This window comes from Pseudomonas sp. M20 (assembly GCF_045037865.1).
Lineage (GTDB): Bacteria > Pseudomonadota > Gammaproteobacteria > Pseudomonadales > Pseudomonadaceae > Aquipseudomonas.
Genome location: NZ_CP173611.1, coordinates 5,359,525 through 5,371,749, shown reverse-complemented (window position 1 = coordinate 5,371,749; position 12,225 = coordinate 5,359,525). Strand labels below are relative to the sequence as shown.

Genomic DNA, 12,225 nt, shown 5'->3' with positions numbered 1-12,225 from the left:
AAGAATAAGCTGACAACGATAGTCTCAGCGCCGCCCGGCAACAATCCGCACGTTTTACTCGGAGGATTGAGTGAGCATGCGCTCCTCGATCAACGCCTGTTCGCGATTGAGCTCTGCGCGTAACTCGTCTTCACTCGGCAGTATCGTTTTGTAACTGCTGGCGAACAGTTGCTCATTACCCTTGAGCATTGAGTAGCGCGCCACCGAGTCGTTGCTCTCGGCAGACAGGATAATCCCGACTGTCGGCTTGTCGCCCTCGCTGCGCATGAGTTCGTCGTACATGCGCACATACATGTCCATCTGTCCGACATCGCGGGCGCTGAGCTTGCCGCGCTTGAGATCAATGATCACAAAGCATTTGAGCAGGTAGTTGTAGAACACCAGATCGATGTACAGATCGACGCCGTCGGTACTGATGCGTTGTTGGCGGGCGACAAAGGAAAAGCCTTTGCCCAGCTCAAGCAGAAAGCCCTGCAGATGGTCGATCAGAGCTTGTTCGAGACCGCTTTCCCTGACCTTGCCGGCTGAGGGCAGACCGAGAAATTCGAGCATGACGGGATCGCGAATGAATTCACGCGGATTGCATTTCAGCGCTTCGATATTGGTGGTGGCTTCTTCGATGACATCGGCTTTGTCGCGACTCATGAGAAGCCGTTCGTAGTAGAGCGTAAGGATCTGGCGATCGAGGGCGCGGCTCGACCAGTTCAGGTTGGCGCATTCGTCCATGTACCAATGGCGTGCTTTTTCATTGGTCACGCCCAGAAGCCGACGATAGTGGGTCCAGCTCAATTCGGAACGCACTGCGTTCCAAATTGGAAACAACTGATAAAAGCTGCGCATGTATCGCAGATTACGATCATCAAACCCTTTACCAAACTGCGCCGTCAGATCTTTCGCCAACAACCCCAACAACTGTTTTCCATAGCCCGCACGCTGGGCTCCCTCTTGTTCAAACTCGACAATATGCCTGCCGATCTGCCAGCAGGTTTGCACTTGAATCGTGTCCACCGCACGCAGCACTTTTTGCCGCGCCTGGCGAATCAGTTCGCCCAACTCCCCCAGCAACGAATCGATTTTCGGGTCTTGCGTGTCAGCAGGTTTTAGCGGGCTCATCGGCTCTTCCACATCGTTGGAAACAGGCGTCAAAGCATGCCAAGAGTCGTCGCGCGGGTATGTCGGGCGAGACGGTGATGTGGGACGGAAGAAGGGATTGATGTTGCAGGACGTTGCCGCTGAAAGAGGCGTCAGAGGGTAATGGCCTGTAGTCCATTTCGTACATGCGCCAAGTTCCAAACAATCTAAAACCCACCCCGATACGCAAAATCTAAAAGGAGTAACGGTTGGGTTCTACACGAACCCGGGAGTCGTGATCATGAAACGCGTTCTTTCATTCATGCTGCCCATCGCCGCCGTCGCTGCACTGTTGTTTCCGGTGATGTTGCAGGCAGCCAGTCTTGAGCCCATCGACAGTGCCGGGGTGCAAGTTCAGCAGCAACAACAGAACGGCATCGCTTATCTGGCCGGCGGGATTGGTGAGGATGAGGCGAAGGCCATTCAACAGACCGGCGGTTACAACCTGCACATGACGTTCGCTGTGGGCGCACAAGATGAGTACACCGCTGATGTTGATGTGATGATTGAAAAGTCGCCGGGGCAAACCGTACTGACGCTCAACCAGACAGGACCGCTGGTGTATGTGCAATTGCCGCCCGGCAAGTACACGGTGGTGGCCACGCGTAAAGGCGAAACGCGGCATGATGTGACCGACGTTGGCAGCGGCACGGCGCGCAATCTGGTGTTCCACTGGAATGACGCAGGTTAGCGATGGATGTGATTGCAAAGCCAAGGCGCGCGTACAATCCCGCGCCTCATCTTTGTGACGTAAGGAAACGCTGGTTTGAAAGGGATTTTGCGTACGGTTTGTGTTGCTGGCCTCGGGTTGCTGTTGGTCGGCTGCGGAACTTTTATCGGGCGATTGAATGACGGTTTGTCCGATGCCCAGTATTACCGTGGGCTGGATGGCAACCTTCATCTGTTGGGTGTGCGTGGTGGGGGCAGCGATGGCATGCCGGCAGCGATCGTCTGTTACATGATGATTGTCTGCCCGGTCATCACCGTCGTATCTCTGCCAGTGGATGCTGCGCTGGATACGGTTCTGCTGCCGATCGATTACATCAATACGCTTTAGGTTTTCTTTGCGCGGCGCTTGCTTTTCGGCGTGTGCACGGGCTCTTGAACCTTGCGATAGATCCACACGCCGAACACACCCACTGCCAGCAGAAACACTGTGCCAACGCTCTGCCAGACAAATTCGAACCAGAACTGCCGCGGTTGCAGGGCCAGGGTGTAAGTGCTGCGCGGGCCGCGATTATTGGTGGTGATAGAGCCGGTGATCCAACTGTCGACCAGCATCCAGATCGACAACCCGATGGCTAAAGTAATCAGCAGAGCAACGAGAACAGTCACCCAGTAAGTCGCACGACTTGGGCGATAGGGTGGCGGATGGGGCAGAGGGACGCGGGTTTTCCTTTGGTTCATGACACTTGGAACCTGTTTCCGGCATTGATGAACTGCGTTATCTCGTTCGCCAACTCTGCGGCGCGTAGCGGGTTTTCCCTGAGCCATGTCGATACGGCATGGTCGCAGTCTGGCAGGACGATTTTTTTCAACTGATGAGGGGCCAGACTCTTTTCAATGGCCTCGATGACCTCGTGGGGAATGGCGCTATTGATCATGCGCGCGCCCAGTTGCTGCGTCCCGGCAGATGTACCGGCGATCCCGCCAAACGCGGTTGCCCGAAGGCCGTCGTATTCGCCGATCACCAGCAAGACCTCCCCTTCGAACGTGCGCAAGAAATCCAGCGATGGCGAATCGAGAAAACTGTAAGGCACCGAAATGGCGCTTTTGAAGGGTGGCTCGAACGGTTGCTGCCAAGCAGCCTCCGCGTACAGGGCGGGACAGAACAGCACAATGCGTCTGACTGAAGCGCGATGCGCTTGCGCCACCTTGAGCGCCAGTGCACCGCCCAGACTGTGACCGATCACGGTGTTGAGTTCGGCGCCAAGATGACCGGCAAACTGCAAAGCCTCCTGAAGGTTGTGCGTCAGTGAAGTCTTTTCAAGAGCGATGTCGGCGCAGGGGTTGTGACCTGAAAGATTGACACTCAGGCTGGCAACACCCAGCGCCTGCAAGGGATGCAGGATGGCGTTGAGTCGCGAATAGTCAGAGCGGGCGCCGTGGATCGCCAGCACCTTTGGCATTGACACTTCGCCGTCGGAGCCGCTCAGTACTCGAGCTTCCAGTTGGTAGCCCGCAAAGTTCTGCGAAAAGAAAAACTCGGGACCTGGTGGCGCCTCGTCGAACTGCAATCGAGACCGAAGTCGAGACGCGCCGGTCAACGCCAGCCGACTGATCACAGGGCTGCCAGGGTGTGCAGGACAGCAACACGCAATGGATTGGTCTCCACGCTCAGCAGCTTGATCGCCAAGGCACAGCAGACCACGATCAACATGGGTTTGATCAAGCGTGGGCCGACCCGCACGGCGGCTCTGGCGCCGAGTTGTGCGCCAAGAAAGGCTGCCAGCGCCATGGCAATCGCGATCGGCCAGATGATCACGCCTTTGGTGATGAAAACTGACAGCGAACCCAGGTTGCACGAAGCGTTGGCCAGTTTGGTGAAGCTCATGGCCCGCATCATGCCAAGCCCGCAGAGCAGCACGAAACCGACGATAAAGAACGAGCCTACACCCGGACCGAAGATGCCGTCGTAGAAGCCCAGGATCGGCGCCACGGTGAACGAGAACAGTAGAATGCCGATTCTCTTGCGCCGATCCTCATTGGCCAGTTTCGGCGAGAGCGCAAAGTAGATCGCTACCAGAATAAGCATGACGGGCACGCACACTTCCAGATAGCGCTTATCAATAGAACTGACCAAGAGTGCTCCGCTGGCGCCGCCGAGAAATGCGCAGATAACCAGGAAACGTCCTTCGCGCCATTCAATCATGCCTTTGCGAGCGAAAGTGACCGTGGCCGAAATAGTCGCCGACGCGGCCTGGAACTTGTTGGTGGCAATCGCACTGATCGGGTCGACACCGGCTAGAAACAAGGCAGGCAAAGTAATCAATCCACCCCCCCCGGCAATCGCATCAAAAAAACCGGCGCAAAAAGCCACGAGCGCCAACATGCCAATTACATCCCAAGCCATTACATTTTCCCTTTTATAGTTATTGGCCAGTCATCCACATGACTGGCCATTCTGCAGCTTTGACGTGCGGTAAATATCAGCCCTGAATCAGCAGCGGATCGTCTGAAATGACGATCGGCGACGAGAACTTCGACAAGCCGAAGATGCGCACCAGTACACGTCGATTGTCTTTGATGACATCACGACAGTGCAGGGCCCGGACGTTATTGATCACCATGGCCGATTCTTGCGTCAGTGTGTATTGCACCGGTGTTGCTTTACCCACGCTTTGACAAAGCGCGGAATAAGCCTCTTTTACAAAGTCCGAGGCGTTTTCGTTGACCGAAAAACGGTAAGAGTTGAATCGCGCGGCGAATCCGACGTTGTCATCGAACTCCAGAATCGAAACATTACGGCCGTCTTCGCCCTTGCCATTGACGAAAGAGTCGCTGCGGGTGAACTGGAAGCTACCTGTCGTCAGTGCGAGGCATCCAGTGACGCCGATTTCGTCCAGCAGAGGTGGCAGCGGAATCACCGAGGTAGGTTCCAGGCCTGGATTCCACAGCGCCGATAGAATCAACGACGAAGGCGAGGGCGAGTGCCCGTCCTGCGCGTTGACGGCGCACCAGTACGGCGCTTCGGTGTGCGGGCCGAGCGCGAGACCGGAGTGGGAACTCAGCTCTTTGATTTCCGGTTCATCATTGATTTTGGTCAGTCCGCCGCCCTTGAAGTTGGCGACGAGTCGGACCAGTTTGCCTTCGTTGTCCATGTCGTAGGCAAAGGAGCTGTTATCTACCAGTTTCAACAGAATCTGATTACGTGCCGCCAGACACAGTACGTCGTGACGATTCTCCAGAGCGGCCAGCTCGGGAAGTTCATCCGGTGGGCTGGTCTCGGTGAATGTTTGCATCCCCTCAAAAATCAGCAGGGAAACCAGGCCGTCTGAGTACGCGCCAAGCAGTTCGCATTGATCCTTGGAAAACGAAAACTTCAACTCGGTCGCTGCCAGTGAGGCTTTGGACTTGGCGCCGGCGGCTTGTGGCCCGCCCATGGTTGCCAACTCTGCAGAGAATTTATGCAGCAGCTTTGCTTGTTGCGTATCAAAACTGAAAGTTCTGACTTCCTGTTCAACTAAAGACTCAACGGTTTTATTAGTGTGTTGTAGGACTTCGGTCATTGTTTACATCCCTGTCGTATCGGCTCCCTTTGTATTTTTTTGTGGGAGCTGTTGGCTGTTTCGATGATGCAATGCGTGTGGCGCACGCACAGATCCGGACGTGGGCGAGTTGATACAGGTCTGGTTTTTTCGGGAGGGCACAGGGCGCTGTGACGCGACAGTTCAAACAAGTGTTGAATGCCGGGTCAATGTTTGCTGTCGCTTGCCTGACAGTTGAAACAACAGCAGATGACCTGCGCTGAGGTCTTGTCCTCCATGACAACTTTATGAGGGGGCTTGGTTCTGCGAGCGATCCTGCTCGCAGACGCAACTCTCCTGCTGCCTGCTATAACCTCGATAGGTTTCGAGGGTTCGAGGGTTCGAGGGCGCGGAGTGCGTTATTCGGGTAATGCATTAAATGCCGGTCATCAGGACTGAAGTACTCGGCGATTATTTTCGACAGTCAGCAATGACCTGCCGGAAAAAGCTGACGGAGCCTAACATCAAAATAATGGCCAGCAAAAGCACTGGAAGAGGGGATGAAGCGCGGCCTGTTAAATCGCAGGCATAAAAAAACCCTGAATCTTGCGATTCAGGGTTTTCGGTATTTGGTGCCCAGAGACGGAATCGAACCGCCGACACGGGGATTTTCAATCCCCTGCTCTACCGACTGAGCTATCTGGGCAACGGGGCGCATTAAAAGGGTTTTTCGGATTTACGTCAACGACTTTTTTAAAATTTCTTAAATTAATTCCGTCGCTTACGATCCGACCCCCGATTTTGCAGGGTTTACTCTGCAGGCGGAACGTAGCCTTCGGCCTTGGCGTATTCCTCGCCGGAGAAGTACTTGTCCATTTCGCCCTGAAGATATTTGCGGTCTTCGGCGTTCATCATGTTCAGACGCTTTTCGTTGATCAGCAGGGTCTGGTGTTTCTGCCAGTCAGCCCAAGCCTTGGCGGAGACGTGGTCAAAAATATCCTGACCTTTGGCGCCCGGGAAAGGAGCACGTTCCAGCGCGGGCAATTCTTCTTTGTACTTACGGCACATGATAGTGCGGGTCATGGCGACTCTCCTGCATTCAAGACGGCGGCCGCGCGTTCGAGCAAGGTTTTGACCGGGGCGGCGAGGCCCAGGCGCGGCGGGGTGGCAAGGTTATACCAGAGCCAGTCGGCCTCGGCCACGTGATGGGCGGCCTCCTGCACCTGAACCAGCCAGGGTTCGATGGACAGCTGGAAATGGCTGAACGTATGGACAAGGCTCGGCAGCGCCTGCTGCTCGCCCATGGTCAGCGAGTGCTGATCGGCGAGATGTTGCAGGTCGTCGAGGTCATCGAGTTCCGGCAGGCTCCACAGGCCGCCCCACAAACCTGTTGAGGGGCGGCGGTAAAGCAGAATCGCGCCGTCGCCATTGGCGAGCATCGGCATCAGCGTGCGCTTCTGCGGGATGGCTTTGCGCGGCTTGGGAATCGGGTAGCGGGTTTCGAGGCCGAGCATGTGCGCCTCGCAGCCACGCTCCAGTGGACACAGCAGGCAACTCGGCTTGCTGCGCGTACACAGTGTGGCGCCGAGATCCATCATCGCCTGGGTGTAAGCGTTGACCCGATCGTGCGGCGTAAAGCGCTCAGCGTTGGCCCAGAGCTGTTTGGCGACCTTCGGCTCCCCGGGATAGCCCTCTTGCGCGGTAAAGCGTGCCAGCACGCGTTTGACGTTGCCGTCGAGAATCGGCGCGCGCAGGCCCATGCTGATGCTGGCGATGGCACCAGCGGTGGACAGGCCAATGCCCGGCAGATCCGTAAGCTTTTCAACGTCACGCGGAAATTCGCCGCCGTACTGGCTGACGACAATCTTTGCGGTCTTCTGCAAATTGCGTGCGCGGGTGTAGTAACCCAGCCCCGTCCACAGATGCAGCACTTCGTCTTCGGGGGCTTCGGCCAGCGCTTCGACCGTCGGCAGCGCGGCCATGAAACGGTCGAAATAGTTGAGCACCGTGCTGACCTGGGTCTGCTGCAACATGATCTCCGACACCCATACCCGATACGGGTTGATGTCCTGCTGCCAAGGCAGATCGTGGCGGCCGTGGCGGTCGAACCAATCCAGCACCGCCGTGGAAAATTGCTCCGCTCTCATCGCTTGAACAGCCCCTTCAATGCGTTTTTCAATTCCGGGCTGACCTTGTCACCGAGTTTCTCGTCGATCTTCTCGCTTAGCTTGTCGCCGGCCAGCTTGGTTGCGACCTGACCGAGGCGATCGTTGTCGACGCGGCAGGCCTTGGCGCCCAATTCGAGCGGGCCACGGCAGCGCAGCGGCCATTCGACACCGACGAATTTTTCGCCGACCTGGCACGCCGGATCCGGCATGGCGCTGGTGTCGCCTTCGACGATGATGCCGACGCGATAGTCCATGCCAAGTACGCGCAGGTCGATGTCGCCGTCACCGTTGACGGTCATGCCGGGGATGCGCACCTTCAGATCCGGGTTGCTGGCAATGCCATTGCGGAAGGTCAGGTTGCCTTTCAGCTCCTGGAACGGTGTGTCCTTGCCGCGTGGCTCGCCGCTGAGGGTTTTGCGGTTAAGCGTGGCGATGCCTTTGCACAGTTGCTGTTCAAGGTTGGCGTTGAGCAGCACGCCGTTGTTGATCACGAAACTGGCGTTGCCGTTAAGCGTATCGATCAGTGCCTGCTGGCTGTTACCGCTGCCGGTGACGTTGCTGGTGAGGGTTACCAGACCTTTTACCGGCGGGTTCTTGCCTTGGCTTTCGAGGATTTTTTCTACGGGGACGCGGTTGAGTCTGGTCTGCAGGTTCAGCACTGGCGCGCTCGGACGCACATCAAGTGTGCCGTTGGCTGCGAAGCCGCCGTTGTACAGCTCGCCGCTCAGGTTGGTCAGGGTCAGCAGGCCGCCCTGGCCGGTGGCTTTCAGTGCGGCGTTCTGGATCGGCAATTTGTCGAGAGTCAGCTGGCCGAAGGTCAGGTCGGCGTCCACATCGAGTTTGGCTAAACGTTCAACCGGTAACAAGCGCTCGGTGCTCCAGGCGGTTTTGCTCGGTTTGTCCGGCAGAGGCGTGGAGCCGGCACCGGCCATGGCATCGGCTTCAGTGCTGGCAACTTCGGCCTGGCGCGTTTGTGTGGCGTTGGCGGCTTTTTCCGATTTTGGTGGCAGGTAACGGTCAGCGTTGAACGTGTCAGCCTTGAGGATCGCCCGCAACGATTGCTTGGCGAAGTCTTCGACGGCGATGCGGCCGCTGAAGCTGCTGTCGTCGAGTTTCAGGTTGATGTTGTCGAAGGCGATGCTGGTTGGCGTGGCAGCAACGCGGCTGACCAGTTCGACCTTGCTCAGACTGCCTTCGGCCATGGCCGGAAGTTTCTGGCCAACGCTGTCGACGAATTTCGCCAGATCGAACTGGGCGATGGAGATGCCGCCGCTGATCTGCGGGGTCTTGTCGAGGTCGTTGGCTTTCAGTTCGCCCAAGGCGCGCAACTGGTTGGCGGAGATCTTGATGCCAGTCCATTCGGCGACGTTCGCGGCTTTGTCCAGCGATAACTGGCCCTGAGCTGCGAATGTCATGGTTTTGCCCTGCAACGGATCACCGGCCAGTTCGCCGGACAGCTTCATGTCTTCGAACCTGTAGCGTTGCAGCGCGCGCTCGATGCGCAGCTCGCCGGTGAGTTCGGTACGCACGCGCAGAACCGGCTGATTAGTACCGAGGAATGCAGTGGCTTTCACCGGGATATTGGTCGAGTCGTGTACCGGGCCGGTGCTCAGCTGGATACTTTCGGCGCTGAATTGCTTGCCGGTCTTCTCGTCGTTGTATTCAACGCGGGCGTTGTTGACGGTCAGGCTGTCGATGTCGAGGCGGATCGGCTGCGGCGGTTTTTCCACTGCAACAGGGGCTTCGCTGGCCTGCTGGCCCGGGGTAGCGGCTGGCGGCGTTGCTCCGGCAGGGGCGGGCACCTTGCCGATGTCTTCCCAATTGCCGTGGCCGTCCTTGTCGCGGTTCAGGCGCAGGTTCAGGCCTTCGACGCGCACGTCGCTCATCTGCACTTCACGGCGCAGCAGCGGCAGCACGCGCACGGACAGACCGAGCATCTGCAAATCGGCAAACGGTTCGGCAGGTTTGACCAGGGTGGCGACGCTGGCCTCGTGCAATTCCAGGCCAAGCCATGGGAACAGGCTCCAGCCGATATCGCCATTGAGCGTCAGCTCGATGTGGGCCTTGTCGCGGGCTATCTGGCGGATCTCGTCTTTGTAATCGTTGGGATCGAAGAGGTGGGTCAGGGCAAAACCTGCCGCCACGATGATCAGCAACAGCCCGAGAAGTACCAGACCCAGGATTTTGCCGAACGCTTTCATGGGCGAGTCCTTGTAGTTAGTCGAATTCGTAATTTAGCCGGGGAGTATAGCGCTGCAACCACCCGGTTCGCTGTGACGTCATGTTGCCAGGACCTCCAGCGGTACCTGCAACTTGGCGGCCAGTGCCTGAGCCTCAAGATGCTCCGCAGGGGCCAGCAGGCGCAGTTCGGCCCCCGCTTGCGACGCCATTTTCTGCGCTTGGTTCACCAGCCGTTCGGCAACCCCACGGCGGCGGGTAACTTTTCTTACGCATAAATGGGACAAGTACCAGACGTCGTGGTGCCTTTGCAGAATGGCTGCACCGAGCAAGCGGTCGTTGAAGCGGCCAGCAATAAAAGAGCCGTCTGCGAGGGCGCCTTCGATCAGGTCAGCCTCCCCGGAAAACGGCGTGAACAGCCATTCTGGCGCGTCGCGATAGATCTTCTGCAGATCCTGTTGATCCTGATAGCTGGCGTCTTTCAAGGCTTGGACAATGATCGGCATGACGTTTTCCTGGTGGTACGAGAACAGATGACAGAAAAAAGGTGATATCAGTTTGGTTTTTCTGTCACGTGCAAATGGTAACCTTCGCCCGTTCGTCCGTCCTTCTGCGACTTAACGTCGCGCCTTCAAGGAGCTTCACCCAAAAAAACGGTCATGCCTGCGTGCATAAAGGCCGGGGGTGAACAGTGGCTGGCGAACCATACTAATAATTGGGGGATACACAATGAGCACGAGCATCACGGCGGACGGCCTCAAAGCCGATCAGCCCGCGTTCCTGTCCAAGGAACGCATCATCGCCAAGCCCGGTTTCAACCGTTGGCTGGTTCCACCGGCCGCTCTGGCCATCCACCTGTGCATCGGCATGGCCTACGGCTTCTCGGTGTTCTGGTTGCCGCTGTCCAAGGCATTGGGCGTGACTGCTCCGGTGGCTTGCGCACCGGACATGAGCTTCATCGCACAAGTGTTCTCGTCGCAATGCGACTGGCCGATCTCCATGCTCGGCTGGATCTACACGCTGTTCTTCATCTTCCTCGGCTGCTCGGCAGCGATCTGGGGTGGCTGGCTGGAACACGCAGGCCCGCGTAAGGCCGGTGTGGTATCGGCACTGTGCTGGTGCGGCGGTCTGCTGATTTCGGCGCTGGGTATCTATACCCACCAGATTTGGCTGATGTGGATCGGCTCCGGCGTGATCGGTGGTATCGGTCTGGGTCTGGGCTATATCTCGCCGGTTTCGACCCTGATCAAGTGGTTCCCGGACAAGCGCGGCATGGCCACTGGCATGGCGATCATGGGCTTCGGTGGCGGCGCGATGGTCGGCGCACCGCTGGCAACCGCGCTGATGAGCCACTTTGGCTCGGCTGAAGGTGTTGGCGTCTGGCAGAGCTTCGTGGCCATGGCTGCTATCTACTTTGTGTTCATGATCGGTGGCGCGCTGGCTTACCGCGTGCCGCCAACCGGCTGGAAACCTGAAGGCTGGACCGCTCCGGCGAAAAAGGCTTCCAATTCGATGATCACGCATCGCCACGTGCACGTGAATGTGGCGTGGAAAACCCCGCAATTCCGTCTGGTCTGGCTGGTGCTGTGCCTGAACGTATCCGCCGGTATCGGTATCCTCGGCATGGCTTCGCCACTGCTGCAGGAAGTGTTCGGCGGCAAGTTGCTGGGTGTTGATGTGCCATTTGGCCAGCTCGACGCTGGGCAACTGGCCTCGATCGCTGCGATTGCTGCCGGTTTCACCGGTCTGCTGAGCCTGTTCAACATCGGTGGTCGTTTCTTCTGGGCTTCGTTCTCCGACTACCTGGGCCGCAAAAACACCTATTTCGTGTTCTTTGCCCTGGGTTTTGCCCTGTACGCGCTGATCCCGAACATGGGCCATTTGGGCAACGTTGCGCTGTTCGTGGCGGCGTTCTGCATCATTCTGTCGATGTACGGCGGTGGTTTCGCCACTGTTCCGGCGTATCTGGCCGACCTGTTCGGTACGCAGATGGTTGGTGCGATCCACGGTCGTTTGCTGACGGCTTGGGCTGCAGCTGGCGTGCTCGGTCCGGTGTTGGTGAACTACCTGCGTGAATATCAGCTGAGCATCGGCGTTGAACGTGCTGCCGCTTACGACATCACCCTGTACATCCTCGCCGGCCTGCTGGTGCTGGGCTTCCTGTGCAACCTGCTGGTGCGTCCGGTGGCCGACAAGTACTTCATGACCGACGCGGAGCTGGCGGCCGAACAGGCGCTGGGCCATGACAAGGGTGCTGATGCCAGCACGGTTCTGGAGTGGAAAGCCGCGCCGGGCAGCAAGCCTCTGGCAATCGCTGCGTGGTTGGTGGTGGGTATTCCGTTGGCGTGGGGTGTGTGGGTGACCCTGCAGAAGACGGCGGTACTGTTTCACTAAGGTGTTAGCTGAATAAACACCGAACCTGTGGGAGCGAGCCTGCTCGCGAAGACGGAATGTCAGTCAACTTAATTGTTGGCTGACCCACCGCATTCGTGAGCAGGCTCGCTCCCACATTTGTTTTTGCGCTGCCTGTAATGGCTTGTATGGACATGTCTACCCGCGAC

12 protein-coding genes and 1 tRNA gene are annotated in these 12,225 nt (G+C 57.7%); 3 read left to right on the top strand and 10 right to left on the bottom strand.

What is annotated here, in order from left to right:
• Nucleotides 1-54 precede the first annotated feature (54 nt).
• Nucleotides 55-1,113 carry a YhcG family protein gene (locus ACI514_RS23770; RefSeq protein ID WP_405122490.1) on the bottom strand — a complete coding sequence of 353 codons (1,059 nt, stop codon included), beginning with the start codon at nt 1,111-1,113 and terminating at the stop codon, nt 55-57.
• A 259-nt stretch (nt 1,114-1,372) separates the two neighbouring features.
• Between ACI514_RS23770 and ACI514_RS23765 the strand changes: the two genes are divergently transcribed.
• A complete protein-coding gene (locus ACI514_RS23765) occupies nt 1,373-1,822 on the top strand; it encodes a carboxypeptidase regulatory-like domain-containing protein (protein ID WP_405122489.1) in 450 nt (149 codons plus the stop codon).
• 75 nt (nt 1,823-1,897) lie between these two features.
• Nucleotides 1,898-2,188: a YceK/YidQ family lipoprotein gene (locus tag ACI514_RS23760; protein ID WP_405122488.1), complete on the top strand. Its 291-nt coding sequence runs from the start codon at nt 1,898-1,900 to the stop codon at nt 2,186-2,188.
• Here ACI514_RS23760 and ACI514_RS23755 read toward each other — a convergent pair.
• The 9 genes from ACI514_RS23755 to ACI514_RS23715 form a co-directional block, all read right to left on the bottom strand.
• Nucleotides 2,185-2,538 carry a hypothetical protein gene (locus ACI514_RS23755; RefSeq protein ID WP_405122487.1) on the bottom strand — a complete coding sequence of 118 codons (354 nt, stop codon included), beginning with the start codon at nt 2,536-2,538 and terminating at the stop codon, nt 2,185-2,187. The two genes, ACI514_RS23760 and ACI514_RS23755, sit on opposite strands and share 4 nt — an antisense overlap.
• Nucleotides 2,535-3,368 (bottom strand): alpha/beta hydrolase, encoded by an 834-nt coding sequence (locus ACI514_RS23750; RefSeq protein WP_405122486.1) that lies wholly within the window; start codon nt 3,366-3,368, stop codon nt 2,535-2,537. Before ACI514_RS23750 ends, ACI514_RS23755 begins: the two co-directional genes overlap by 4 nt.
• Before the next feature lie 44 nt (nt 3,369-3,412).
• Nucleotides 3,413-4,204 carry a TSUP family transporter gene (locus ACI514_RS23745; protein ID WP_007909181.1) on the bottom strand — a complete coding sequence of 264 codons (792 nt, stop codon included), beginning with the start codon at nt 4,202-4,204 and terminating at the stop codon, nt 3,413-3,415.
• Between the two features lie 76 nt (nt 4,205-4,280).
• The gene (locus ACI514_RS23740; RefSeq protein ID WP_405122485.1) at nt 4,281-5,360 is read right to left on the bottom strand and encodes a hypothetical protein; all 1,080 of its coding nucleotides are present in this window, start codon (nt 5,358-5,360) and stop codon (nt 4,281-4,283) included.
• A gap of 588 nt (nt 5,361-5,948) precedes the next feature.
• Nucleotides 5,949-6,024 (bottom strand) — tRNA-Phe (locus ACI514_RS23735).
• Nucleotides 6,025-6,128: 104 nt separating this feature from the next.
• Nucleotides 6,129-6,401: an oxidative damage protection protein gene (locus ACI514_RS23730; RefSeq protein WP_008024947.1), complete on the bottom strand. Its 273-nt coding sequence runs from the start codon at nt 6,399-6,401 to the stop codon at nt 6,129-6,131.
• Nucleotides 6,398-7,465: an A/G-specific adenine glycosylase gene (gene mutY, locus ACI514_RS23725; protein ID WP_160054970.1), complete on the bottom strand. Its 1,068-nt coding sequence runs from the start codon at nt 7,463-7,465 to the stop codon at nt 6,398-6,400. The genes ACI514_RS23730 and mutY overlap by 4 nt, the downstream gene beginning before the upstream one ends.
• The gene (locus ACI514_RS23720) at nt 7,462-9,687 is read right to left on the bottom strand and encodes an AsmA family protein (protein WP_405122484.1); all 2,226 of its coding nucleotides are present in this window, start codon (nt 9,685-9,687) and stop codon (nt 7,462-7,464) included. The genes mutY and ACI514_RS23720 overlap by 4 nt, the downstream gene beginning before the upstream one ends.
• A 78-nt stretch (nt 9,688-9,765) precedes the next feature.
• Complete coding sequence (locus ACI514_RS23715; protein ID WP_160054976.1) at nt 9,766-10,170, bottom strand: acetyl-CoA sensor PanZ family protein; 405 nt, start codon at nt 10,168-10,170, stop codon at nt 9,766-9,768.
• Nucleotides 10,171-10,393: 223 nt separating this feature from the next.
• Here ACI514_RS23715 and ACI514_RS23710 point away from each other — a divergent pair, with 223 nt between their 5' ends.
• Entirely contained in the window at nt 10,394-12,058 is a 1,665-nt protein-coding gene (locus tag ACI514_RS23710; RefSeq protein ID WP_405122483.1) for an OFA family MFS transporter, read from the top strand.
• Nucleotides 12,059-12,225: the final 167 nt, after the last annotated feature.

Bases quoted from the DNA above. Each gene is read 5' to 3' on its own strand.
- ACI514_RS23710 (WP_405122483.1), top strand. From the start codon at position 10,394: ATGAGCACGAGCATCACGGCGGACGGCCTCAAAGCCGATCAGCCCGCG.
- ACI514_RS23745 (WP_007909181.1), bottom strand. From the start codon at position 4,204: ATGGCTTGGGATGTAATTGGCATGTTGGCGCTCGTGGCTTTTTGCGCC.
- ACI514_RS23755 (WP_405122487.1), bottom strand. From the start codon at position 2,538: ATGAACCAAAGGAAAACCCGCGTCCCTCTGCCCCATCCGCCACCCTAT.
- ACI514_RS23720 (WP_405122484.1), bottom strand. From the start codon at position 9,687: ATGAAAGCGTTCGGCAAAATCCTGGGTCTGGTACTTCTCGGGCTGTTG.
- ACI514_RS23730 (WP_008024947.1), bottom strand. From the start codon at position 6,401: ATGACCCGCACTATCATGTGCCGTAAGTACAAAGAAGAATTGCCCGCG.
- ACI514_RS23715 (WP_160054976.1), bottom strand. From the start codon at position 10,170: ATGCCGATCATTGTCCAAGCCTTGAAAGACGCCAGCTATCAGGATCAA.
- ACI514_RS23770 (WP_405122490.1), bottom strand. From the start codon at position 1,113: ATGAGCCCGCTAAAACCTGCTGACACGCAAGACCCGAAAATCGATTCG.
- mutY (WP_160054970.1), bottom strand. From the start codon at position 7,465: ATGAGAGCGGAGCAATTTTCCACGGCGGTGCTGGATTGGTTCGACCGC.
- ACI514_RS23765 (WP_405122489.1), top strand. From the start codon at position 1,373: ATGAAACGCGTTCTTTCATTCATGCTGCCCATCGCCGCCGTCGCTGCA.
- ACI514_RS23740 (WP_405122485.1), bottom strand. From the start codon at position 5,360: ATGACCGAAGTCCTACAACACACTAATAAAACCGTTGAGTCTTTAGTT.